This is a genomic window from Peribacillus sp. FSL M8-0224, assembly GCF_038003055.1.
Lineage (GTDB): Bacteria > Bacillota > Bacilli > Bacillales > DSM-1321 > Peribacillus > Peribacillus frigoritolerans.
The window spans coordinates 2,541,225-2,566,653 of sequence record NZ_JBBOOJ010000001.1 but is presented as its reverse complement, the minus strand read 5'-3'; the positions used below and the strand labels follow the sequence as shown (position 1 = coordinate 2,566,653).

Sequence of the window (25,429 nt, the reverse complement as noted above, 5' to 3'; positions counted from 1 at the left end):
GAGAGGGAATGAAGATGATTTCTGTTAATCCTGAAAGTCTGACTGAACGGGATAATTATAAGTTTTTGACTGGAAGCATTATACCGAGACCTGTAGCGCTGGTTACGACACAATCCGAAACCGGTACAATCAATATAGCGCCGTTCAGCTTTTTTAACATAGTCAGTTCAAATCCTCCGATGATTTCCATTTCTGTTCAACGGAAAGAAGGAGTTTCAAAGGATACAGCCCGAAATGCAATTCAAACAGGTGAGTTCGTTGTTCATATCACTGACGAAAATAATGTTGCAGATGCAAATCGAACGGCAAAGGAACTCCCATCTGAAGAAAGTGAATTGGGTCTTACTAACTTCAATCTGGCAGTTAGTGATAGGGTATCCGTACCAGGATTGGAAGAAGCGAAGGTGCGTTTTGAATGTACATTAGAGCAATCGATTCCATTGGCAGGTTCCAAGAATGAACCTGGTTGTGATTTACTGATAGGGAAAATAGTCTGCTATCATATAGAGCAAGATATATATCATAATGGCCGTATTGACCCGAATGGGCTAAAACCTGTAGCGAGATTAGCCGGTCATACTTATACAAGACTAGGGGAATTATTTGAAATAGAACGTCCTTAAGGAAAAAGACCAACATGACCCCGGTTAGTTTTATTTGCCATTATAATACGCTTAGCGCTTGTTCCAAAAACAATTTAATATTAATGCCCCAGCCATGATCGTTAGCATTTAAAAGGAAGTCATTACATTCCGAAACAAAACTTGACAATTTTTTCATAGCTTGATAAAGTTATAAAAAAATAATTTCTTATCCAGAGAGGTGGAGGGACTGGCCCTATGAAACCTCAGCAACAGGTCTACAAAGACACTGTGCTAATTCCAGGGGGTGAAACCTTGATAGATAAGACCGTACGTGTTTATTTGTCAGTAACGCACTCTTTTTTAGAGTGCGTTTTCGTTTTTTCTGGATGCAAGATTAAGGAGAGTTAGAATGGAAAACAAAAGGAAGCATGATTTTCAAAGGCAAATGCAAGCACGGCATATCATAATGCTATCGCTTGGCGGGGTGATTGGAACTGGTTTATTCTTAAGTTCGGGTTATACGATTCAACAGGCTGGCCCGTTCGGAACCATCCTTTCGTATCTGATTGGTGCATTAGTGGTTTATCTAGTCATGCTATGTCTAGGTGAACTGTCAGTGCATATGCCCGAGACAGGTGCGTTTCATAGTTACGCAGCCAAATACATCGGACCAGGGACAGGGTATACAGTAGCCTGGTTGTATTGGCTAACCTGGACTGTTGCACTAGGTTCGGAATTCACGGCTGCAGGATTGTTGATGCAGCGATGGTTTCCATCAATCAGTGTCTGGATATGGAGTGCTCTATTTGCCATTTTGGTCTTGGCATTAAATGCGTGGACCGTTAAGTTTTTCGCTGAATCCGAATTCTGGTTTGCGTCTATTAAAGTATTTGCTATTGTGATATTCATTATTCTGGGAGCTGCGGCAATGGTAGGTTTCATTCCAATGATTAACGCACAATCAGCTCCGTTATTTTCCAATGTTACAAGTGCAGGTTTATTTCCAAATGGTGCTTTTGCCATTCTAATGACGATGCTCGCTGTGAATTTTGCATTTTCTGGAACTGAATTGATCGGAGTTGCAGCTGGAGAAACTGTGAATCCTGAAAAAACGATTCCAAAGGCAATCCGTATGACATTATGGAGATTGATTATCTTTTTTGTAGGTACCATCGTTGTTTTATCCGCATTATTGCCTGTTTCGGATGCAAGCGTATTAGAGAGCCCCTTTGTTGCCGTTCTAGAACGAATTGGAGTGCCATATGCAGCGGATATTATGAACTTTGTTATATTAACTGCCATTTTGTCTGCTGCAAACTCAGGACTATATGCCTCATCCAGGATGCTTTGGTCACTTGCAGATAAGAAAACTATTTCACCAATATTTGCAAAATTGACAAAACGGGGTGTTCCCTTGAATGCAGTCCTTTTCAGTATGCTGGGCGGTGTTTTAGCACTTTTCTCGAGTATTATTGCGCCGGATACTGTATATATAGTGCTTGTATCCATTTCTGGACTAGCCGTGGTTATAGTTTGGATGAGTATTAGCGCGTCACAGTTTCTATTTCGCAGACGATATATAAACGAAGGAAACTCAGTTAATGATTTGGCTTATCATACACCATTATATCCATTCGTACCAATCGTTTCATTTATGCTATGTCTTGCTTCTTGCATAGGAATTGCATTTGATCCTACACAAAGAATTGCACTATATTGTGGCATTCCGTTTATTTTGTTTTGCTATGGAAGTTATTATCTGACACAAACCATAAAGAAAAGAGGAATAGACAATGAAGAATAAAATTAACCCAATTGAAACAATTTTACGAGGTCATTCAGTCATGATTTTGGACGGAGCTTTAGCTACAGAGCTTGAAAGTCATGGGTGTGATTTGGACGATCCCCTGTGGTCTGCACGTGTATTGCTTGAAAATCCAGAAGTGATTTACCAGGTGCACTCTGACTACTTTCGAGCTGGTGCTGACTGTGCGATAACGGCAAGCTATCAAGCAACGGTTGAAGGTTTCGCCCTCCGCGGAATACAAGAAAAAGAGGCATTGGATCTAATCAGGAAAACGGTTTTACTTGCAAGACAAGCAAGAGATGAATTTTGGAAGGAAGAATATCAAACGATTAGACCTAAGCCATTGGTTGCTGGATCAGTTGGGCCTTATGGAGCTTATCTAGCAGATGGTTCAGAGTATGTTGGGAACTATGGTGTTTCAGATGAAGCTTTAGCGGCATTTCATCGCCCACGAATAAAAGCTTTGATTGAAGCAGGAGCTGACATTTTAGCATTTGAAACGATTCCTTCTTTGCAAGAAGCAAAAGTATTACATTCATTATTGAAAGAATATCCAGAAGTCCATGCTTGGCTATCCTTTTCTTTGAAAAATGAAAAAGCGATAAGTGACGGTACATTGCTGGAGGAGTGTACCAGATTGTTTGGGGACAGTGAGCAAATTGCCGCAATTGGCATCAACTGTGCGCCTGTATCAGTTGTCACGGGAGCCATACAGGTGTTGCGTGCAAACACGCATAAACCAATTATCGTTTATCCCAATTCCGGTGAATCATATAATCCAGAAACTAAAACATGGCATGGTTCGGAATCATGTAATAGGCTGGATGTGAAATCTGAAGATTGGCACCATGCGGGGGCAAGTATAATTGGAGGATGTTGCAGAACCGCTCCTCATCATATTGCAGACATTTCAAGAAAGTGGCGACCTTCCGTGGTAACGTTCTCCTAGCATTTTTTGTTATTAAAAATGTTTTTATAAATATTGTAAGTAGTCGGTAAACCTATAAACAAAAAGAACAGGAATCGTCATAATCTGACGGTTCCTGTTCTTTTTGAGCTCTTTATTCAGATTCGAGTAATTTTGAAAAGGTTTGAATTATTAATTTTTTGGCACTTCAGAAATAAGTCGCGCAAGATCGGCTGAAAATTACAGGTGAATCAACCCTGCTGCAAAAACTGTAAAAACAGAAATTAAATCATATTTTTTTCGTGCTTGGGAAAACTATACAAACAATGAATGGAAAGGAGAGAATGAGTTATGAGTCGTGGTAAAAATTTTAATCACAAAGAAAAAGGACATCCAGGAAATTTACCCAATAATAGAATTAGCGAAGAGAAGGAACACAGCCGTCAGTATGAACAGATTGAAGATATTGTCACACATGAAGCTTTCAAGAATCGGGAAAAAGAAGATGAGATGCCTTAATATATGGAAATGCAGCATATCCGTTGAGACATTATATTGAGCAATTTTCCATTTCTTTAAGGATTCCAATAATAGAAGCACATGAAATAAGACATAACTCTTACTTCATGTTGCTTCTTTTTTTTGATTAATTCACCGGGGGAAACCATGATCTTTGCCATGTTTTTTCTATCATTTCAAATAGATAAAGAGGGAAAATTAGAGATAAAACTCAAATCAATCTTCCCTTGATGGAAAATGAATAAGTTTAAAGAGGACAACAGAAACATGAAGATGGATGATTTTTTGAAAAACCGACTTTCTTCTATATAATAATTAATAAAATTTAAATTTCTAAACACAGATATAATTACGTGCAACTTCAAAATGGGAGAACCGACCTATCCTAATTGATGAAAGCCGCCGTATTTTACAGTTATAATGAACATGCCAGGCAGTATAACCAAATGCCAGTTTAAACTCAATGTCTGCTATGTTTCATTTTGTTTATCGCGATTTATTTCCACTTCCCGTTTAGCTCTAATAAAAGCGATAAATTGAATCGTTTCCTCTTCAGAAAGAGAAATTCCATCTACAGCAAGCTCCATATCTGGTAAATCCGTTAATTCCATGACTTGAGGTGACTCATTATCCAGATCCTTAGATGGATAATCTACTCGACCCAGAATGTAATCAGTTGATGTATCATATAAGCCTGCCAATAAATTAATCGTTTCTAATGAAGGGCGGCGGTGGCCCGATTCATAACCGGCATAGGTACTCTTGGCGATTCCGAGTCTGTCAGCGGTATATTGCAAAGACCATCTTTTGGCCTTCCTTAATGTAGTCAATCTATTTAAAATCATTAATATTACTCTCCTTTTATATAAATCCATTATAACATCATATTGTAAAAAGTGTACGCGTAATGAATAACTTTCGCTTGATTTCATTATGAAACATGACTATAATAACATGTGTTGTACGCGTAACATGAACATTTACAGGAAACATCCTTTTCTGAGATGATTAGAATGATAGTGTAACAGGGAGGCTTTTTAGGGGGTAGTATATTGGAAAAGTTAAAATCAAAAATGAAGAAGTTGATGTTGCTTACTACAGGTGGTACAATTGCATCGTTAGAAGGAAAAAATGGACTTGTTCCAGAAATGAAAGCTGACGAAATTTTAGGCCACCTACCGGGATTGGATTTACTATGTCAGATTGATAGTAAGCCTTTGATGAATATTGATAGTACAAATATGCAGCCGGAAGATTGGACAGAAATGGCACAATCCATCCATGAGCACTACCATGATTACGATGGCTTTGTGATTACCCATGGAACAGATACAATGGCTTACACTTCTGCTGCGCTCTCATATATGTTACAAGATTTAGGGAAACCAATCGTTATTACTGGTTCTCAGGTCCCGATTGCCTTTAAAAAGACAGATGCCAAAAGGAATATCTCTGATGCGATCCGGTTTGCTTGTGAAGATATTGGAGGAGTATATGTTGTTTTTGATGGCAGAGTCATTCAGGGTACGAGGGCCATTAAATTGAGAACGAAAAGCTATGATTCGTTTGAAAGTATTAACTATCCTTATATTGCTACCATATTCAAAGATAAAATTGAGTATCTAAAGCCAGTTCATTCACCAAAGAATAAGGAAGCTAAGTTGGATGCTTCCCTATGTACTGATGTTGCTTTGGTCAAGCTGCATCCCGGTATTAAGCCTGAATTCTTTGATTTTCTGAAAAATCAATGTCGGGGAATCGTAATTGAAAGTTATGGAAGCGGTGGTATTCCATTTCAAGGAAGAAACATTTTAGAGAAATTGAATGAGTTAGTACAATGTGGAATATCCGTAGTCATTACTACCCAGTGCTTAGAAGAAGGGGAAGATATGGATATTTACGAAGTGGGACGAAAAGTGAACAAGAATATCATCATTCGTTCCAGGAATATGAATACAGAGGCCATCGTTCCTAAGTTGATGTGGATATTAGCCAAGACGCAGGATCCTAAAAAAGTGAAGGAAATGATGGAAACACCGATTGCAGAGGACATTACATTCTAGAACAAACAAAGGGGCAAGAGGAAATGTTGATAGAAGAGAAAACATACCGAATCGAGAAAGACTTTCTTGGGGAAAAGGAAATTCCAGCAGATGTTTATTATGGAATACAAACCTTACGAGCAGTGGAAAATTTTCCGATTACCGGTTACAAAGTCAATGAAGAAATGATTCGTGCACTGGCCATGATTAAAAAAGCGGCCGCTTTAGCGAATATGGATACCAAACGGTTATATGATGGTATTGGAAGCGCTATCGTCAAAGCTTCTGAAGAAGTGATCGATGGAAAGTGGCATGAATATTTCATCGTTGACCCAATTCAAGGCGGTGCGGGGACATCGATGAATATGAATATTAATGAAATTGTTGCCAACCGTGCGTTAGAACTTATGGGCCACAATAAAGGTGATTATGTACATGTTAGCCCAAATAGCCATGTTAACATGTCGCAATCAACCAATGACGTATTTCCAACCGCCATTCATTTATCAACACTGCGTCTTATGGAGCAATTGTTACAAACAATGACCAAGATGAGTACGGTTTTAAAGAAAAAAGCAAAACAATTTGATCATGTTATCAAAATGGGACGCACACATCTTCAGGACGCAGTGCCGATTCGCCTTGGTCAGGAATTCGAGGCTTACAGTCGCGTTTTGGATCGGGATATAAAAAGAATAAGTCAATCACGTCAACATTTATATGAAGTGAATATGGGAGCAACAGCAGTGGGAACGGGATTGAACGCAGATCCGCGTTACATTGAAAACGTTGTTACATATTTAGCTGAAATCAGTAACTTGCCGCTTGTAGGAGCAGAACATTTAGTAGATGCAACCCAAAATACGGATGCATACACTGAGGTATCCGCTTCATTGAAAGTATGTATGATGAATATGTCTAAAATTGCAAATGATTTACGTTTGATGGCTTCAGGACCGAGAGCTGGATTAGGAGAAATCACACTTCCAGCCCGTCAACCAGGTTCATCCATCATGCCAGGTAAAGTAAATCCAGTCATGCCAGAATTAATTAATCAAGTCGCTTTCCAAGTGATCGGGAACGATAATACGATTTGCTTAGCATCAGAAGCGGGACAACTAGAGTTGAACGTAATGGAGCCAGTGCTTGTATTCAATTTGTTGCAATCAATCAGCATTATGAACAATGCTTTCAATGTCTTTACAGATTATTGTTTGGAAGGCATTGAGGCTAATGAGCAGCATTTAAAAGATTATGTCGAACAAAGTGTCGGAGTGATTACTGCAGTCAATCCGCACCTTGGGTACGAAGTGGTTTCACGTATTGCCCGAGAAGCGATATTGAAAGGGAAGTCAGTTCGCGAACTTTGTTTACAATATGATGTGTTGACAGAAGAAGAATTGGATCTGATTCTAAATCCTTATGAGATGACTAAACCCGGAATAGCGGGAGCTTCTCTTTTTGATCGGCAATAACCAGTATTTTGGTAGAAAACATGAATCTATATGATTTTTGATATAATGACCATGCCTTTAGGACCGTTGGTATAAAGGCATGGTCATTTTTTATATGCATATCAATAAGGTATGTCAAACAAACGTCCGTCAACTGCTTTTTGCCATATATAACTGAATATTCAGTCATTATAAGGCGGCAATCTAATCATGGATGGGTTTAACTAATAATAGAAAACCCATCCCCCTTAGAATATATCCAGGGGGATGGGGAAACTTGAGCTCAATAATATATGCCTGTATTAACCCTTTACTACTTCCTGTCCTCGAACATTCCATGTACATGCAAAGACCACTACTGCCAGTACACAAGAAATCGTAATTAATGTAAAACCTGCATTCCAGCCTGAAAAGTCAACTACATATCCCATAATGGCATTAGCCGCCACAGATCCACCTAGATATCCAAATAAGCCAGTCAGTCCTGCTGCAGTGCCTGCAGCTTTTTTGGGAACTAAATCAAGTGCTTGCAGGCCTATTAACATTACTGGTCCATAAATTAAGAATCCAATCGCAATTAGGGATATAATATCAATCATTGGGTTGCCTGCAGGGTTAAACCAATAAACAAGGACTGCGATTAATACTCCTAGCATGAAGACAACGCCAGCAGGTCCCCGACGGCCTTTAAAAACTTTATCAGAGATATAGCCGCATAATAAAGTACCCGGGATACCTGCCCATTCGTATAAGAAATAAGCCGTACTGGACTCGTCCATGTTGAAGCCCTTTTCTTCGCTTAAATAGGTTGGTGCCCAATCAAGTACCCCATAACGAACGAAATATACAAAGATGTTTGCAATCGCAATCGCCCAGACCCATTTGTTATTTAATACATATTTAAATAATATCTCTTTTGTTGTCAGTTCTGTTTCAAACGTTTTTTTCATTTTATTTGGAAAATCATTACGATACTCTTCAATCGGCGGCAATCCAACTGATTGTGGTGTATCACGTATTAAGATAAATGATATGATTGCTATTAATATGGCAACTAGAGCAGGTAGTATAAAAATTCCTTCATAACCTGCATATGAAGAACCCATTAATGTGGCAAAGATGGAGACACCTGCAATGGCCAATGGTGCCATTAGGCCACCACCCACATTGTGGGCAACATTCCATATTGCCGTTTTCCCTCCTCTTTCACTTACACTGAACCAGTGAACAAGGACTCTCCCTGATGGAGGCCAGCCCATTCCTTGAAACCAACCATTAATGAATAACATGATAAACATGATTGTAACCGATGATGTGAAAAATGGAACAAGTCCCATAAGTAAGCTGACGATTCCAGCAAGTATCAAACCTACTGGCAAGAAATACCTCGCGTTACTTCGGTCTGACACAGTTCCCATTACAAACTTACTTATCCCATATGAAATCGAGATAGCTGATAATGCAAGTCCTAGCTCTCCAGTTGTATAGCCTTCCTCCTTTAAATATGGCATTGCCATGGAAAAGTTTTTACGAATTAAATAATACGCTGCATATCCAATGAAGATCCCGATGAAAACTTGTAATCTGAGTTTCTTATATTCAGAATCCATTTTTCCTTCCGGTAATCTTTCAACTGGTAGAGCTGGCTTAAATAATTTGAGCATCCAATTCCTCCTTAATATGATATTTTTGAACCTAATTAAATAAAGTAATGATGATGACATAAAAAAACCCATACCAAAATAGTAACCTTTTTGTTAAAAGGTCCTATTAAAGCATGAGTCTCCAAATCTCCACCATCGTTAACTTGTAATAATTATACTATCTTCATAAGAAAACGCTGTCAACATTTTTTTGTGCCCATTCGGATAAAGAAGGAACCATTGACTTCAAGTTACTGACTCAGTCCTTTTTGGCATCAGTTTTAGATCAGGATATAATGCGGCTCACTTGAAATGGCTTAATCGGTTAATATTTCATTTGAAAATTTTTTCTTAACGAATGGTATGTGTCCAATGTTCCAATGAATATTAATGGTAATGGTAAAAACCAATGGAATGACATGCGCAATTTTTCATCTTTTTTTAGATTGTTAAAATAATGTAATCAGTCAGTTCCATATGGAAAGGGAGGATATCTTGAAACAAGTGAATCGTTTTATCCGAAGTGTTACATTTCTAATGCTTGCATTTCTCATGTTTAGTGTGCAGGCTGCTTATGCTTCAACAGATTCGATATCATCGCAATCCACGCCAGATCTTTTGATTCGAAAGATTATGGGTTTAGCTTACGAATCCCAACAATCCATTAGCAGTGGGCCATTTTCTGTAGGTGATTCGCTGAAGAAAGTGGAAAAAGCCTGGGGGGCACCGGAAGATCTAAGTACTGTTGCAGCCAATTATTGGAGCCGGAATGTCCGATTCCTCTATGACGGTTCAACAGGTAGAAAGACGATTACCGCCATTGATGATTTTGATCCGCAATTGCAAACCATTCATTTATCCATGTTGAAGGAATTAATTGGTGAACCGGTAAGTGAAGTGGAGCAAGAAGGGAATTACTATGTCACTTATATCGATTACGCAAATTATAAAGTGGTCTTCGTGTTTGAAAGCGCTTGGATTGACCCAAATCCAAGATTGAGTATGTATACGGTTGAATTCGCACCAGATTAATTAGTCAAAAAACGATCGTCCCTTTTTTACAGGGGCGATTCAGAATGTAGACAAACTCGATGAAAATCGAGTTTGTCTACATTTTTTTATGGCTTGTACAATCAGGACGTTGCTTTCCACTCCAGGCACTCGCTTTCCGCGGGCAGTCCGGGAGCCTCCTCGGCTTTCGCCTGTGGGGTCTCCCATAGACACGATGTTCCCGCAGGAGTCTCATACCTTCCGTTCCAATCAACTTGTTTTAACCTTTAGATAGAGCCCTTTTGCCTAGAGTCTTTTTGTTTTAAAATAGAAATATTAAAACTTGAGGTGATGAGGATGCTTTCGAAAGATGATTCTATCCAGCGAGACCAACTAGAAATGATTACTTTAGATCAACTGGTGCCAGCGAACCATTTGGTTCGTAAAATAGAGGCTGCCATTGACTTCGCTTTCCTATATGATTTGGTGAAAGATATGTATTCAGAGATAGGACGCCCAAGTATTGATCCAGTTATTTTAGTAAAACTGACATTCATTTAATATACCTTCGGTATTCGTTCCATGCGTAAGACAATTGAAAAAGTTGAAACAAATATGGCTTACCGTTGGTTTTAGGTTATGGTTTCCATGATAAAGTGCCTCATTTCTCAACATTCGGAAAAAATTATGAACGTCGCTTTAAAGATACCGACCTTTTTGAACAGATTTTCTATTGTATCTTAATGACAGCTGCTGATAGAAAGTTAAAAAGTGCTGAACACGTATGCGTCGATTCCACACATGTGAAAGCCAATGCGAATAAGCGCAAATTTGAAAAGAAAATCGTACACAAAGAAACACGAGCATATCAAGGACGTCTTCAAGATGAAATAAATCCAGATCGTGAAAACCATGGAAAGAAGCCTTTTCTACCAGATAAATTTGATAAGGAAGAAACCAAAGCAATTAAAGAAAGTACTACGGATCCTGAGAGTGGCTACTATGTGAAAGATGAACGAACAAAACAGTTTGCCTATTCATTCCACGCGGCTGCAGACCGCCATGTCTTTGTATTGGGAACGATTGTAACACCTGGAAATACACACGACAGTCAAATTTTAGAGCCACTAGTTGAACCAGTGATTGAGAAAGTTGGAAAACTGGAAGCCGTTGCCTCAGATGCAGCTTTTAAAACACCAGCGATTACAAGCTACCTATTTAACAAAGAAATTATACCGGCTTTACTTATACACGCCCTCGCACAAAAGAAGGATTCTTCCGCAAACAGGACTATGTATACGATGAACTTTTTGATTGTTACCTTTGCCCAACGGGTTAGCTATTAAAGTACTCAACAACAAATAAAGAGGGCTATCGAGAGTACAAATCGCCCAAACACATTTGTACAACTTGCTCATTTTATCTCGGTGTACAGAAAGTCAAGAATGTCAAAAGGTGGTAACTCTTCATATCTGGCAAACACATATGGAAGAAGCAGATCATCTGCGTCATCATCAAGATGTAAAAACTATATATGCAAAGCGTAAAGAAACGATTGAGCGTGTATTCGCAGATGCAAAAGAAAAGCATGGTATACGTTGGACTACTTTAAGGGGACTTAAAAAATTGTCGATGCAGGCGATGCTTACTTTCGCTGCCATGAATGTAAAGAAGATGGCCAATTGGACATGGTAAGGTCCGAAAATGGCCTAACATGGTGGGCTCGTAGAGCCCCCATCTCCTAACTTTAGGCGAAAAATCAAAGGGAATTTCAAAAGGGGTTCGGAATTTTATAATTCCGAGCCCCTTTTGTCTACAAACTGAATCAAACAAAAGTTTGATTAGTCTTTACTCTTTGGTCTAAGTCCGGTAAGTGAAGTCCAGCCTGCTTTCGTTGTAAAGATGGGCTCATACTCATCGCCCCATCGCTTTAATGAATCCCATACTATCCACTCCATAATATCCCGATAAACTTGTATATTATTGGTTTGATTTTTGTTATGCCGACGATGGTTTAGCAATGCTTTATCCACGCAATGAAAGCGATAATGCTCAATTAGCCGAGAAAGAACTCTTATGTCCTCTGCATAACGACCTTCATAGGGATCATCTACTGGCCAACCGCCAATATGTTGCAATGCAGTAGTACGATAAAAACGAGGCCATACGGAACTATTAGCGAGTAGAAATTCATATCGCTCCTGAAATGAGCGACCTTTTATTACTCTACTTTTCACTCTAGGTTTTAGCCACTCTAGTTTTTTTGTTGTGGGATTAAATTTAAATTTTTTACTATTTCGAGTGGCTTCACTATCCACACTTGTTTTATATACTAGGTTTATATTTCCACTAAACACAGCGATTTCATCAGGATTCGTAACCGTTTCCGTTTCCTTTAATAACACTTCCAGTGTATAAGGGTAAAACCAGTCATCTGCATCCAACTGAATTAGAAAAGGAGTTTCAACTAGGTTTAATCCGGAGTTCATACTTTTAGACTGTCCCATGTTTTGTGAGTGCCTAACCAATTTGATTCGTGGATCTTCCAGGTAATCCTTAATCTTAACCACGGTGTCATCAGTTGAGCCGTCATCTATTAGGATAATCCTCCAGTCTTTATACGTTTGTGCATAAACGCTATCCAGTGCTTCAAGTATATATGCACCAGGATTATAAAATGGAATTACAACTGTTACCTTACTTTCCATCATGAATTTCCTCCTTTAGAACAATCATTTTCGTAAAACAACTTTGTCTCTCGTAAACCTTCAAGCAACTCATAACTGGGCTTCCAGTCCAATTTCTGTAGTGCTTTTTCATTATTCAGCCTGCTGTATTGAATGTCCCCGTTGCGTCTAGGAAGATATATAGGCAAAGCAGAATCGAGAAACATGGATGAAATTAAAGCATGTAATTTATTAATGCTTGTTTTTTTATTAAGACCAATGTTTATTATTTCATTTGTTCCATTTGTTAAAGCCGAGAGATTTGCTGATGCGACATCTTTCACATAAACAAAATCTCTCGTCTGTTCCCCATCCCCAAAAATTATCGGTTGTTCACCTTTTAATGCCTTTTGCATGAAAATAGCAATCACACCGCCCTCACCTTTTGGAGTCTGACGGGGGCCATACACATTGGCATAGCGAAGAATCGTATAGGGAGTTCCGTAAAATTTGTGATTGAGCTGAATATATAACTCTGGAGTATACTTGGATACACCGTAAAAGGAGAGGGGCTGCACGATAAAATTTTCGTGAATGCTGCAATCGTTGGTTTCTCCATATACAGCACAGGATGAAGCGTAAATGATTTTTCGGACATTGAATTTTTGACAGCATTTCAACAAACGAATGGTAGCAAGGATATTGGTATCAGCATCGGCAGTTGGATCCTGAATTGATTTGGTGATATCAACTTGTGCTGCTTGATGAATGACATACTCGGGTGTTTCTTTGGCAAAAACCTCTTCTAATTGGGGTGAGTTAATATCCAACAAATATAAGGTCGCATTCTTATGAATGAACTCCTTTTTTCCAGTACTTAAGTTATCAATTACAATTACTTCATGTCCAGATTCAATGAGCAAATCAACAATATGGGAACCTATAAATCCAGCTCCGCCCGTCACTAGTACTCTCATACCCTACTCCTTTTCTAAATTCTCTTTATACCAGGCTATCGTTTTTCTTAGTCCTACCTCAATATCAATTGAAGGATAAAAATTCAGCAGTTTATTAGCCTTCGTCAAATCTGGGATTCTATTTTGTGTATCTTCATAGCCATTCCCATAAGCAATTTCATAAGGAATATGGATAATAGGGGAGGGTGAATTGCATAATATTTTTATTTTTCCAGCAAGTTCGTTGATGGATAGAACCTGATCCTTGCCAATATTAAATACCTCATTATTAACCTGATTGTCTATGCAAGACAACGTTCCTGTAACCATATCATCAATATACGTAAAGCATCTTGATTGGGTGCCGTCTCCATATACTGTGAGAGGTTCACCTTTCAATGCGGAGGTTATAAACTTAGGTATCACCCCCCCGTATTGGGTGGCCGTAGCTCGGGGACCGTAAGCATTAAAATAACGGACTACTGTTACAGGAAGTCCTTTCTGCGCATAAGCAAAGCATAAATGTTCGTCTAGTGCTTTTGCTGTAGCATAACACCAGCGATGGGTCGTGGTTGGCCCCAATACCCTGCTGGAATTTTCACTGAATGGAAGTTGATCATTCTTTCCATACACTTCGGAAGTGGATGAAAAAATGACTTTAATCTTTTTTGGATAAGCGAGTTCTAGAACGTTCCGTGTTCCGTCAATGTTACCCTCGATCACCTTTAGCGGATTTTCGACTGTATTCTTCACTCCTAACACGGCAGCTAAATGAAATACGAGTTCACACTGGTCGATTAAGCTTTCCAGAAGGTTTCGATTCAACACCGATCCATTCACAAATGTATGATTTGGATGGTTCATCACTTCACTAAGAAAAGATTGTTTCCCTGTAGATAAATCATCTAAAGTGATCACTGTATTGTTCAACTCAATCAATTTTTTAACAATATGTGAACCAATGAACCCAGCCCCACCTGTAACAAGTACTTTCACTGGGATCCACCTCCCAATCGAATGACCTTGGCATTCCCGGTCAGACCTTCCGTTATGTTTCTTGTATCATAAACTAGCTTTGCATGGTCTATTATTTTTTGAATGGGTATTTGAGAATGATCCGTCAAAATCAGAATACAGTCTGCTAGTTGTAATTGTTCCTCTGTTAAAGGAATACTCTGCATTTTTTTACCGTTAACAGTGATTTCAGGGATAAAGGGATCATGATAGGATACGTGGAAATGAGAATTGTCCAGCCTTTGAATAATTGGAAAAATAGAAGATTCTCTGGCATCATTAATATCTTTTTTATAGGCGGCACCATAAATGAGAATACGAGGATTTTTATCAGAAGAAATGGTTTCAATTTGGTCAGCGATGTACTGGATGATGTCATGATTTAATTTATTCGATATTTCAATGAATTGGCTGTTTGTCCCACTTTGTTTTGCAACCCATAGCAAATAGAGAGGGTCAACAGGAATGCAATGTCCTCCTATACCCGGTCCAGGAAAAAATGAAGTAAAACCATATGGCTTCGTATTGGCAGCTTGAATAATTTCCCAAACATTTAAGTTTAATTTATCACAAAGGATAGCAAATTCATTGATAAACGAAATGTTGATAAATCGGAATGTGTTTTCTAGCAACTTGGTAAGTTCAGCAGCTTCAGTTGAAGACACGATAACAACTTGATTGTAAACTTGGCTATACAATTGAAAAATTTGCTCGCTACATTGATTCGTTACTCCACTGATTACTTTTGGAATTTCCTCTACAGTAATAAGCTTATTTCCAGGGTCAATACGTTCAGGAGAATAGGCAAGAAAAAGGTCCGTTCCTACCTGTAATTCACTTTTTTCTAAAATTGGGAGGAGCTCTTTTCTCGTTGTTCCGGGGTAGGTTGAACTTTCTAGAATAACTAATTGTCCCTTTTGTAGGTGTGGAACAAGTGAATTTCCTACATCAACAAGATAGCTTAAATCTGGTTCGTGAAAAGATGTCAAAGGTGTTGGTACACAAATAATGATGACATCTACCATTTCAGCACTTTGATAATTAGAGGAAACAGTAAATTTTCCAGAGGATGCTGCATCTTTTATTTGATCAACGCTAACATCGGGTATATATGAAGTATTTTGCTTCAGGCTTTCAATTTTGCTTTGATTGACATCAATACCAATGACATCAAAGCCCTTTTTTACAAAAAGAAGAGCAAGAGGCAAACCTACATAACCTAGGCCAATTACCCCTACCTTTTTAAAATGGGCATTATTGTGGTTTATTTTTTCTGACATTTTTTCCTTCCCTCTCTAATAATTATTTTGTTTATCCTATGCGAATAAATGTAGAGGGTAATAGGCTAATATAACCGGAAAACAAAATAGTTTTGTATATATTGGAATTTAATGGTGTTTAGTTAAAGCGAATAAAGGGATTGCTGATAAGGATATACAAAAAGAACTAGTCCTTTTTTTACATGTACAAGATTTTTCCTTTTAGTCGTAATTTTACTTACTGCAGATTATTTTTTGGATCCTATCCTTGTCGGTTGTAATTTACAACTTTAAATAAAGGGGATTTGCAAGCTAAGTAGGCTATCATCGCAAAAATGGACGATGATGACTACTAGGGCTCGGAATAATTGTCTGAGGCCTATGAAGCTCTTCTTTACACCTAATCAGATGTCGTCGGAAAAGCACCCTTTGAATTATTCTGCCTCTAAGAGGAGGAGATATGCTACCAGGCACAATAATTCCTGCTCAGCAATCTCTAACACCATTTAGCTCTCCCGTAATATATCTCAAGACTTTGTATTAATGTCACTCCTTCACCCTGAATGTTCTTAGCAGGCGACATAAACAATCATGTCTGCAGTTGTTCTTCTTTTTACGACATCCCACCTTAAAAAAGGATTAACACTTATACAAACTTTGAATAGGATGGTGTATGACAGCCTTAAGCAGTGGATAAAAGTGCGTTGACTGGTGTTTTTATACGGAAAATGAACAATAACAATATAATTGTAGCAAAAGAAATCCTCACGCTGAAACATGCACTCGAAAAGCCATCAATAAAGGACATAAATAGATTTGAAAAATATCGAAATCGATAGTATTGCAATTTTAGATGCAAAATATTTAGGCGGTTATTATCCAGTTGCAAGTGTCCTAGGTTTAGATATTGGCCTAACTGACTCAGATTATCGAAGCTAATCTTAAACCAAGTATTGGTTTTTTCAAAAAGCTTGAGGATAAAAGTTTGTATCGAAAAATAGAAAATTTTCTTTGATTATAAGTGTTCACAATAAAGCTCAAGTACGTAAATGGGGGTAGTTAAATGCGTAAATTAAAAATATTGTATTCTACTAACGATACTAGTAAAAATGTCATTCGTTATGGAGACTTTTTTAAGCAAGAAGTGATGAATCATCATTATTCTTTGTTTACAAGAAGAGACAAATATTAAAGATGTGATAAATCGTCTAAATTTCACTCCTGATTTTATCTTTTTTGATGATGTAGTTTGGAACAAACCACTACATGGCTTAAAATATGTCAATATCCCTAAAGGCATATTGTTTTGGGACATACAAAGAGATCAAGAGAAGTTTCGTCGGTTTGTTTATGAAAATGATATTGATATAATTTTTTCTTTTTACAGAGATGCTTTTAAAACTTATTATCCAGAATTACTATATAAATTTCGGTGGCTCCCCAATTATGTGAATATAGAAGAGTTTAAAGATTATCAGTTGAATAAAGAAATAGACTTTTTACTTATGGGTGCTGTAGATGAGTATACCTATCCTCTAAGGTATAAAATTGATATAGGGATGAGTGGATACCCTGGTTTCGTTCATAATCAACACCCTGGATATCGAGATTACGGTCAGGAAGAGGAGGTCAAATCACTAGTTGGAAAATATTTTTCCATGGAGATTAATAAGGCGAAAATGTTTTTTACCGATGATTCTAGATATAAGTTTCCCATTGCCAAGTATTTTGAAGTTCCAGCAAGCAAAACGCTTTTGTTGGCGAGTGGATCAAAAGAACTGGAGGATTTAGGGTTTATTGATGGAGAAACATTTATCGAAATCAATGAGGATAATTACCTGGAAAAGGCCCTTTATTATTTAGAGCATGAGGAAGAAAGAAATGATATTACAGAACGAGGCTATCAAATGGTGAGGAAAAAACATACATCTACCATTAGAGCCGAGCAATTCATTGAGTATATCAAAGATTATTTAAGGGATATTGAGTGGAGATTTGAGGAAAGTCGAATTAGTTTGCGCACACAAATGCTAACCAGCGGGGAAGTGTTGGATAAGGTTTCATTTGCTTTAAAAAATAAAATTCCTTATTCAGTCATATCAGTCGGTGCGACAGAGTCGTTTGTTATGGCCCAATATCATCTATTGTCAGAAGCAGAAATAATGAGTAATCCAGAAGTGAAGACCGCACTTGCTAGAATTAGGCGGGGGCATTACCATAGAGGTATCGTATTCCCGAATACGGATGCCCGGGATATGGCTATCGATGCAGTCAACGTGTCTGATATTGTTGGATACAATACCATTTTATGGGAAAAGGATGCGGGCGAGTTTACAGAAAAGGTCTTTGATACGCTTGATATTTGGAGGAAGTATTGTTTTGAAGCATATACCCGGAGAGTAATTATGTTTTCACAAAGAGAAAAATTCCGCAAAATGTTAGAAGGAAAGAAGTTATTAATTGTTTGTGGTTATGCAGAGGAAGTGATGGAAGCACTTAATAATAGCTTAAAAGCCGAGCTAAACTTTGAAGTGGTTGGATCCGTTAACGTCAACCAATTTGAAGATATACCACGAGCCAAGGATGAGATCGCTAATTATGATTTTGACTTAGCTTTATTAGCAGCTGGAACAAATGCGATCATATTAGCTGGTTACATTAAAGAGATGCTAGGCAAAGTCGCTTTTGATTTAGGTCATGGTATGGAGAGTCTAGCAAGAGGATATTTTTTTGATGAGGGTGACTTTTTAAAGAAATACGTGGGACTTGATAAACTGATGGGGATGTAGAAAATAGAAAAAGGAGCCCGTTCATATTCTTGTTTAGCTGATTTTGAAACAAGCAATTTTCCTTTCAAGAAAGGATTGTTCTCAATTTTTTCAACAACGGCATGATGTTTTTTATAATTTGCCTTAAGCACGCTGCACGAACTTTATCCTGGACTTCATTTGGATGTGGAAGAATTTTTTATAAAGAACTAGCATTAAAGATTGCAAAGGCAGGTAAAAAGGCTGCTAAAGAGTTGGGGGCAGTACCCAATAAGAAGCCTCACAAGTAAATATAGTAGTATCTTAGAGTCAGAATACTATAATTCCATAACCACAATCAAAAAAGCACCTGAAGTAAGGGTGCTTTTCCACTGATCATCCTTATTTTTCTCTAGATTTTCCAAAGTTTCAATATGAACTCTTCCGGCATAAAGACTCACTTGTGCTCTACAGACGTCAAAACAATCGACTAAATCTTGCTCATCTACAATTAGCCGATTTTTAAAACTCCTGAAAAATTCTAATACTCAACTTTAATTAACAAATATGATATCTAGGTGCTCAATGTAAGAATTAAGCAAATAAAAGCAAAAAAGATCTTTACATTGGAGAGGGAAATCTAGCAGCTTGAAAATTTGTTAGAAGTGTCTCTGCTAAAATTTCTCCGTTTGCACCTGCGCTAAATATTACTTGTACCCAATCTCCTGCTTGTAACTGAAGGATTGTAGTAACCGATAGTCCAATAGGTCTTGATTTACCAAAGAAGTCATTTACAATATCTAAATCATCTCCGTTTACGTTAATTGCAATGGATGCAACATATCCTTCTTTTAAAAAGTGCTTTTTTTTGTCTTTTGAAGAATGATTTTTTTTACAATAATCACATTTGCAATTATCTTTTTTGTTTTTTGAGGAATCATTGCTTTTACTTTTTGACGGACAAAACGAGACTTTTGCTGTTATCTCATAAATTCCATCCTTAGTTGGAATAAATGTTGATATGTGCGGATTATATTCATCTGCTAAATCAAACTGTTCAGTTTGGAATAAAACTTTTACAGAGGGAGTTAACGCTGCTTCGTAAAGTTGTGGTGTGTTCTTATTAGCCCTGAACGCAGATGCTCTTACTAGATTATGTTTCTTATCGTCACAGTGACAGTCATTATGTTTCTTATGGCACAAATGACAGTCATCGGTTTTCTTTTGATCACAAATACAGTCATTGTGTTTCTTATGACAAGAATGGCAATCATCCGGTTTCTTTTGGTTACAAATACAGTCACTGTGTTTCTTATGACAACAATGACAATCATCCGGTTTCTTTTGATCACAAATACAGTCATTGTGTTTCTTATGACAACAATGACAATCATCCGGTTTCTTTTGATTACAAATACAGTCACTGTGTTTCTTATGACAACAATGACAATCATCCGGTTTCTTTTGATCACATTTCTTATAAAGATATGTGGTGTCTACAAAGGAATTACAATGTGAAATAAGATAACGATTTTTAATCATAATCACCTTTTTCTTTTTTTATTTTCGGGTTATTTTATTCATTAAAAGAAAAGATGTTTGTACAATATGGTACAAAAGTGAAAATAAATCTAACTCAAACAGCAAAAATCTATAGGTTTATAAACCGTTTTTAAGAAGGTTGGTTGTTAACAAAAAGGGAAAATTAACTTCTAAAATTTTTTTAACACTAAATAACGGGTAAGCTACTTCATTAAGAAACACTAAAGAAGAACATAATAAGTGGTCTCTTTTATTTGTTCAAAAGTCAACATCAATATTAACAAAGCCAAAAAAAGAATTGCTGACCCTAATTAGCACCTACCTAGCATGTGTTGACCCTAGAGACCGTATTTTTTATAAGAGATGAATCGTTAGACGGCTTAGACTTCTCAGAGGTTGACTCAGGGATTCAACCTCTAGTGTGCTTGCCTTGCTCTATTGGTGTTTAGATTGTATAGACCCTTTTCAGTTTCTCTTACCTGACGTAAACAATGTTACCTTGCTGTACTCGACGTTCAATGTATTTATAAGGAAGATATCCAAATGTCCATAAGCTTCAATTCGTTTACTAATGAGGAAATGTTCATTCAAAAAAACATTCTATACAAAGAAATTAAACCGGTTTTACCTTATACACGCCCTCGCACAAAAGAAGGATTCTTCCGCAAACAGGACTATGTATACGATGAACATTTTGATTGTTACCTTTGCCCAACGGGTTAGCTATTAAAGTACTCAACAACAAATAAAGAGGGATATCGAGAGTACAAATCGCCCAAACACATTTGTACAACTTGCTCATTTTTATCTCAGTGTACAGAAAGTCTGGGTGTCAAAAAGTGGTAACACGTCATATCTGGCAAACACATGTGTAAGAAGCAGATCATCTGCGTCATCATCAAGATGTAAAACCTATATATGCGAAGCGTAAAGAAGCGATTGAGCGTGTATTCGCAGATGCAAAAGAAAAGTATGGTATGCGTTGGACTACTTTAAAGGGACTTAAAAAATTGTAGATGCAGGCGATGCTTACTTTCGCTGCCATGAATGTAAAGAAGATGGCAAATTGGACATGGCAAGGTCCGAAAATGGCCTAACATGGTGGGCTCGTGGAGCCCCCATCTCTTAACTTTAGGCGAAAAATCAAAGGGAATTTCAAAAGGGGTTCGGAATTTTATAATTCCGAGCCCCTTTTGTCTACATACTGGATCGTCCCTTTTTTACTGGGGCGATTCTTTGCTGTTATTATCTTTAAATGGTTTCTTACACCGGGAGAATTTTGTTTAAGAATCTAATCTTACCGTTCTATTCAATATTGTTCAGCCATACATTACAAGGATGTAAATAGAATGATTAAGGGGGGAACTGCTTTGTCAGAAGGTGTGCATAGTATCATATTACCTGTTTCCAAAAAAACGGTATGGGGTTTTGTAAGTAGCATAGATCGTTGGGCACCTCTAGTCCCAGGATATATCAATCATGAGATGATAAATGAGCGGACACTTATTTGGGAGTTTAAAAGCGATTTGGGATTAATGAAGAAGAAAATTAAACTGGAAGTGAATATATTGGAATGGATTGAACCCGATAAGGTAACATTTAAGCTTAAGGGATTAAATGAAAAATTTGATGGGCATGGCTATTTTTTAGCGGAAGAGTGCGGAATTGGACAGACTAAAATGACTGGCTGCCTGGCGATTACGGCAAAAGGCGCTAAAGCACCTATCGTCAATGCTTTGTTAAAAACCTACGTTCCCCAAATGACGATCGAGTTTTCTGAGGCAGTTGCACAAAGTCTTCTTGTACAAAAATAGAAATTACATATTGGAGTTTCATTGAATAGTTGCACTTGACAATTATACCTAAGTGGTATGTATTATAAATTGTAAGATTTTTATCAAACCTTCATTTCGACTGAAAGGGTTTTATGATGGATGTCTGGATAGGATTCATAAGTAATAGGCAGGGTAGGAGGCCTCACATGGAATACGATAAGCAGGTTAAAAATAGAGTGAAGCGAATTGAAGGACAGCTTCGTGGGATTTTGAAAATGATGGAGGATAATAAAGATTGCAGGGATGTAGTAACTCAGTTATCTGCAACCAGATCTGCAATCGATCGGACAATTGGGGTAATAGTAAGTTCCAATCTTGTTGAATGCGTCCGGGAGGCTAATGAATCCGGAGAAAAGAATCCCGAAGAGCTAGTGAAAGAAGCTGTGAATTTATTAGTGAAAAGCCGGTAAGCAATTATATTATTGTTAAATAGGAATTTTTAAGACAAATATTATTAGACTGCCTGGACAATCTGAGAAATTTTAGTGTCCGGGGTGGATGGATTTTTAAAATGGGCCTCTACAAGAAGAGGTCCATTTTTGTGAATTCTCTGTTTTCATTTCTGATAAGCAAATCCTTTGATATAAAGAATTTGCATGGTATCCTTAAAGGGATAAAAATTTAGTGAGGGTATGCTATGGAATTTACGCATGTTACATCGGTTTTGCTCGGCCTCGTCATCATTCTAAATATTTTATTTGCAACGATTGTCATATTTTTTGAAAGAAGGGAAGCGAGCACGACCTGGGCTTGGTTATTGGTTTTATATTTTTTGCCTGTAGTCGGTTTTATTTTATACCTGCTTTTTGGAACAAGTCTAAGGCACGCACACTTATTCCAATGGGAGGATAAGAAGAAGATCGGGATCGAAGAAATCATTGATAAACAGATGGAAGAGCTTTCAACGAATCATTTTCCTTTTCGAAATGCTTCTTCGAGTAATTATCGTGATTTGATTTATATGCATCTCCGAAACAATGATGCCGTACTTACTGAAGATAATCAAGTCGATATTTTTACGGAAGGGAAAAATAAGTTTGACCAGCTTTTTAAAGATATCGAAGCGGCCGAAAACCATATACATATACAATATTACATCATTCAAAGGGACGGCCTGGGTAAACGATTCATTGAAGCTTTGACTAAAAAAGCGAATGAAGGCGTCAAAGTTCGGCTGCTTTATGACGAACTGGGATCTAGAGGGATGACTAAACGTTTCTTCAGGGAATTTAGGCAGGCTGGAGGACGAGTTGAGGCATTCTTTCCATCCAAATTAAAATTTATAAATTTACGACTGAATTTCCGTAACCATCGAAAGCTCGTGATCATAGATGGAAAAGTAGGGTATGTTGGAGGCTTTAATGTTGGTGATGAATATTTAGGGCTTAATCCAAAATTCGGTTATTGGCGTGATACACACCTTCGTATAGAGGGTTCGGCTGTCAAAGCCATTCAAACTCGGTTTATCCTGGATTGGAATCAGGCATCAAAGCATCATGATATAACTTATCAGCCTCATTATTTCCCTATTGTAGAGACCCAAGGGAATATAGATTTGCAAATAGTGACAAGTGGGCCGGATTCTGAATGGGAACAAATTAAAAATGGCTATATTAAATTAGTTTCATCAGCAAAGAAATCGATTCTCATTCAAACACCTTACTTCATACCGGATGCCAGTTTATTGGATGCACTCAGGATTGCCAGCTTATCAGGGGTAGATGTAAAAATCATGATTCCGAATAAACCTGATCATCTTTTTGTTTATTGGGCAACGACTTTCAATGCAGGGCAGTTATTAAGAGCGGGTGCTAAGGTATACATCTATGATAACGGCTTTATTCATGCGAAGATGATCGTAGTAGACGAAGAGGTCTCCTCGGTAGGGACAGCTAACATTGATGTCCGTAGTTTTAAATTGAACTTTGAAGTCAATGCCTTCATTTATGATGAAGGAATGGCCGAAACGCTGACCAGGATTTTTTATAAGGATGTCGAAGTATGCAGGCAGCTTACAATTGAAGAGTTTGAAAAGCGATCAAAGTGGATTCGTTTTAAAGAGTCCATTGCAAGGCTGGTGTCACCGATATTATAATATTTAAAATAAACGAACCATTACTACATGGTCTGTTCAGACTGTAGACAAATTCGAAAAATCGAGTTTGCCTGCAGTTTTTTTCCTTGAAAAATAGTACGGAGCTTGATTTCAGAAATCCATTCCCTTTCAGTTGTAGACCATTGTTATTCATTGAGTTTGCAAAATCGTTGACTTCCTCTCCAGGCACTCGCTTTCCGCCGCGGGGTCTCCCTAGGGCGCGCTTTTCCCGCAGGAGTCCCGCACACCCACTCCAATCAACTTTGCTTTATTTTAGATGGAATTTCTTTTGTTTCAATTGAGGCTTCCTGCATGTTTAAAACAAGTACGGAGCTTGATTTCATAAAACAGTAGTCTTATCTTAAAATCACGGTATGTGGTGAGACCATTCCGAACTCGATTTTGATACAATAGTTTATATCCAGAAAAGGGGGAAAAGCCGTGAAAACGTATATAATAACAGGAGCTTCAAAAGGTTTAGGTGCTGCCATCGCCAAAGGGTGTTTGCAGACGAGTGATCATTGCATTTTAGTTTCCCGTACGGCCCATCCTGAAATGCAGCGGATGGCTGACCGTTCCGGGACGAAACTTACATTTATTTCGCTGGACTTGAATGAAACTGTAAAGTTACCTTCCTTAGTCAATGAGATTCTTACTGCCGTCGATGATACAAGTGACATTTATTTCATTAATAATGCAGGTGTCATTGAACCTATTAAGCCGGTAGGAAACCTTGGTATAGTAAATTTGGAAACGAGCATGCGGGTGAATTTCATGGCACCTATCGTATTGGCTGATGAATTCGTTAAACAGACAAAGGACTGGAACAGAAAGAAGGTATTGGTCAACATATCTTCAGGAGCAGCAAAAAATCCTTATCATGGCTGGGCAGCCTATTGCAGTACTAAGGCGGGGTTGGAAATGTTTACACGGGTTGCAGGGTTGGAACAGGATAAAACGTCTTTTCCTACGTCTCTCATTTCTTTTTCACCAGGTGTAATGGATACGGAGATGCAAGGGACAATCCGATCAGCAGACGAACGGGACTTTGCCGATCGAGACAAATTTCATGAATATAAAGAGAAGGGCATATTAAGAAGCCCCGAATTTGTGGCAGATAAACTTTTGCAGCTGCTTGAAGCAGAAGATTTGGAGAATGGGAAGTTCTACGACATTAAGAATTTACTTTGATGTATAGGAGAATATGGCTTATAGCGTGGGGGTGTCCCTTTGGACAGCCTCTTTTTTTTGTGATCTTTTATTCCAATAAAAAACGACTGAAAAACCAGAATATCTTCATTAGGAAATGTGATAATTCGTTCTATCCAATTACCTGAATAACATAAACTTTTTTTAGGGAGTTTGGAGG

Annotated in this window: 21 protein-coding genes, 2 pseudogenes and 1 riboswitch; of the genes and pseudogenes, 16 read left to right on the top strand and 7 right to left on the bottom strand. The window is 37.8% G+C overall.

From position 1 onward, the window contains the following. Positions 1-14 precede the first annotated feature (14 nt). The 4 genes from MKX49_RS12255 (at position 15) to MKX49_RS12240 (ending at position 3,817) form a co-directional block, all read left to right on the top strand. Positions 15-623 (top strand): flavin reductase family protein, encoded by a 609-nt coding sequence (locus tag MKX49_RS12255; protein WP_340876603.1) that lies wholly within the window; start codon positions 15-17, stop codon positions 621-623. A 184-nt stretch (positions 624-807) separates the two neighbouring features. After that, a riboswitch (SAM riboswitch) is annotated at positions 808-910 on the top strand. 83 nt (positions 911-993) lie between these two features. Next, complete coding sequence (gene mmuP, locus MKX49_RS12250; protein WP_340876602.1) at positions 994-2,388, top strand: S-methylmethionine permease; 1,395 nt, start codon at positions 994-996, stop codon at positions 2,386-2,388. Next, positions 2,378-3,340 (top strand): homocysteine S-methyltransferase, encoded by a 963-nt coding sequence (gene mmuM / locus MKX49_RS12245; RefSeq protein ID WP_340876601.1) that lies wholly within the window; start codon positions 2,378-2,380, stop codon positions 3,338-3,340. The genes mmuP and mmuM overlap by 11 nt, the downstream gene beginning before the upstream one ends. 309 nt (positions 3,341-3,649) lie before the next feature. After that, complete coding sequence (locus MKX49_RS12240; RefSeq protein ID WP_162878727.1) at positions 3,650-3,817, top strand: hypothetical protein; 168 nt, start codon at positions 3,650-3,652, stop codon at positions 3,815-3,817. 470 nt (positions 3,818-4,287) lie between these two features. Here the strand turns inward: MKX49_RS12240 and MKX49_RS12235 are convergent, their stop codons facing one another. Then, complete coding sequence (locus MKX49_RS12235; protein WP_072273068.1) at positions 4,288-4,662, bottom strand: helix-turn-helix domain-containing protein; 375 nt, start codon at positions 4,660-4,662, stop codon at positions 4,288-4,290. Positions 4,663-4,890: 228 nt separating this feature from the next. On the opposite strand from MKX49_RS12235, the gene MKX49_RS12230 reads away from it, so the two are divergent. Both MKX49_RS12230 and aspA read left to right on the top strand, forming a co-directional pair. Beyond that, the gene (locus MKX49_RS12230; RefSeq protein WP_063594993.1) at positions 4,891-5,880 is read left to right on the top strand and encodes an asparaginase; all 990 of its coding nucleotides are present in this window, start codon (positions 4,891-4,893) and stop codon (positions 5,878-5,880) included. A gap of 23 nt (positions 5,881-5,903) precedes the next feature. Next, positions 5,904-7,334, top strand: coding sequence for an aspartate ammonia-lyase (gene aspA, locus MKX49_RS12225; protein WP_323597252.1), 1,431 nt, complete (start codon positions 5,904-5,906; stop codon positions 7,332-7,334). A gap of 281 nt (positions 7,335-7,615) precedes the next feature. On the opposite strand, the gene glpT is transcribed toward aspA, so the two are convergent. Next, complete coding sequence (gene glpT / locus MKX49_RS12220; protein ID WP_340876600.1) at positions 7,616-8,977, bottom strand: glycerol-3-phosphate transporter; 1,362 nt, start codon at positions 8,975-8,977, stop codon at positions 7,616-7,618. Positions 8,978-9,460: 483 nt separating this feature from the next. On the opposite strand from glpT, the gene MKX49_RS12215 reads away from it, so the two are divergent. Continuing rightward, on the top strand, positions 9,461-9,988 hold the full coding sequence (locus MKX49_RS12215; protein WP_340878533.1) for a DUF4309 domain-containing protein: 528 nt from the start codon (positions 9,461-9,463) through the stop codon (positions 9,986-9,988). Between the two features lie 315 nt (positions 9,989-10,303). Next, a pseudogene (locus tag MKX49_RS12210) lies at positions 10,304-11,641 on the top strand (IS1182 family transposase). Between the two features lie 146 nt (positions 11,642-11,787). On the opposite strand, the gene MKX49_RS12205 reads toward MKX49_RS12210, so the two are convergent. From MKX49_RS12205 to MKX49_RS12190, 4 genes are read right to left on the bottom strand one after another with little or no spacing between them, the layout of a single operon-like run. Further along, positions 11,788-12,657: a glycosyltransferase family 2 protein gene (locus MKX49_RS12205; RefSeq protein WP_340876599.1), complete on the bottom strand. Its 870-nt coding sequence runs from the start codon at positions 12,655-12,657 to the stop codon at positions 11,788-11,790. Beyond that, the gene (locus MKX49_RS12200; protein WP_340876598.1) at positions 12,654-13,589 is read right to left on the bottom strand and encodes an NAD-dependent epimerase/dehydratase family protein; all 936 of its coding nucleotides are present in this window, start codon (positions 13,587-13,589) and stop codon (positions 12,654-12,656) included. Before MKX49_RS12200 ends, MKX49_RS12205 begins: the two co-directional genes overlap by 4 nt. 3 nt (positions 13,590-13,592) lie before the next feature. Further along, positions 13,593-14,564: an NAD-dependent epimerase/dehydratase family protein gene (locus MKX49_RS12195; protein WP_241636378.1), complete on the bottom strand. Its 972-nt coding sequence runs from the start codon at positions 14,562-14,564 to the stop codon at positions 13,593-13,595. Continuing rightward, positions 14,561-15,862 carry a nucleotide sugar dehydrogenase gene (locus MKX49_RS12190; RefSeq protein WP_241636377.1) on the bottom strand — a complete coding sequence of 434 codons (1,302 nt, stop codon included), beginning with the start codon at positions 15,860-15,862 and terminating at the stop codon, positions 14,561-14,563. Before MKX49_RS12190 ends, MKX49_RS12195 begins: the two co-directional genes overlap by 4 nt. Before the next feature lie 795 nt (positions 15,863-16,657). Here MKX49_RS12190 and MKX49_RS12185 point away from each other — a divergent pair. The 3 genes from MKX49_RS12185 (at position 16,658) to MKX49_RS12175 (ending at position 18,630) form a co-directional block, all read left to right on the top strand. Beyond that, positions 16,658-16,780, top strand: coding sequence for a hypothetical protein (locus tag MKX49_RS12185; protein ID WP_340876597.1), 123 nt, complete (start codon positions 16,658-16,660; stop codon positions 16,778-16,780). Between the two features lie 124 nt (positions 16,781-16,904). Next, positions 16,905-17,033: a hypothetical protein gene (locus MKX49_RS12180; protein WP_340876596.1), complete on the top strand. Its 129-nt coding sequence runs from the start codon at positions 16,905-16,907 to the stop codon at positions 17,031-17,033. A gap of 256 nt (positions 17,034-17,289) precedes the next feature. Further along, positions 17,290-18,630, top strand: a complete 1,341-nt coding sequence (locus MKX49_RS12175; RefSeq protein ID WP_340876595.1) for a glycosyltransferase — start codon at positions 17,290-17,292, stop codon at positions 18,628-18,630. Between the two features lie 579 nt (positions 18,631-19,209). On the opposite strand, the gene MKX49_RS12170 is transcribed toward MKX49_RS12175, so the two are convergent. Beyond that, positions 19,210-20,130, bottom strand: coding sequence for a hypothetical protein (locus tag MKX49_RS12170; RefSeq protein WP_340876594.1), 921 nt, complete (start codon positions 20,128-20,130; stop codon positions 19,210-19,212). A 615-nt stretch (positions 20,131-20,745) separates the two neighbouring features. Here MKX49_RS12170 and MKX49_RS12165 point away from each other — a divergent pair. From MKX49_RS12165 to MKX49_RS12145, 5 genes and pseudogenes are all read left to right on the top strand, one after another. Beyond that, positions 20,746-21,227: pseudogene (locus MKX49_RS12165) on the top strand (transposase); the annotation flags it as partial. 273 nt (positions 21,228-21,500) lie between these two features. Then, entirely contained in the window at positions 21,501-21,944 is a 444-nt protein-coding gene (locus MKX49_RS12160; RefSeq protein ID WP_054395643.1) for a CoxG family protein, read from the top strand. A 167-nt stretch (positions 21,945-22,111) separates the two neighbouring features. Then, the gene (locus MKX49_RS12155) at positions 22,112-22,375 is read left to right on the top strand and encodes a metal-sensitive transcriptional regulator (protein WP_034307218.1); all 264 of its coding nucleotides are present in this window, start codon (positions 22,112-22,114) and stop codon (positions 22,373-22,375) included. 227 nt (positions 22,376-22,602) lie between these two features. Further along, positions 22,603-24,060, top strand: a complete 1,458-nt coding sequence (cls, locus tag MKX49_RS12150) for a cardiolipin synthase (protein ID WP_340876593.1) — start codon at positions 22,603-22,605, stop codon at positions 24,058-24,060. Positions 24,061-24,501: 441 nt separating this feature from the next. After that, positions 24,502-25,251 (top strand): (S)-benzoin forming benzil reductase, encoded by a 750-nt coding sequence (locus MKX49_RS12145; RefSeq protein ID WP_340876592.1) that lies wholly within the window; start codon positions 24,502-24,504, stop codon positions 25,249-25,251. The last annotated feature ends 178 nt before the right edge of the window (positions 25,252-25,429 follow it).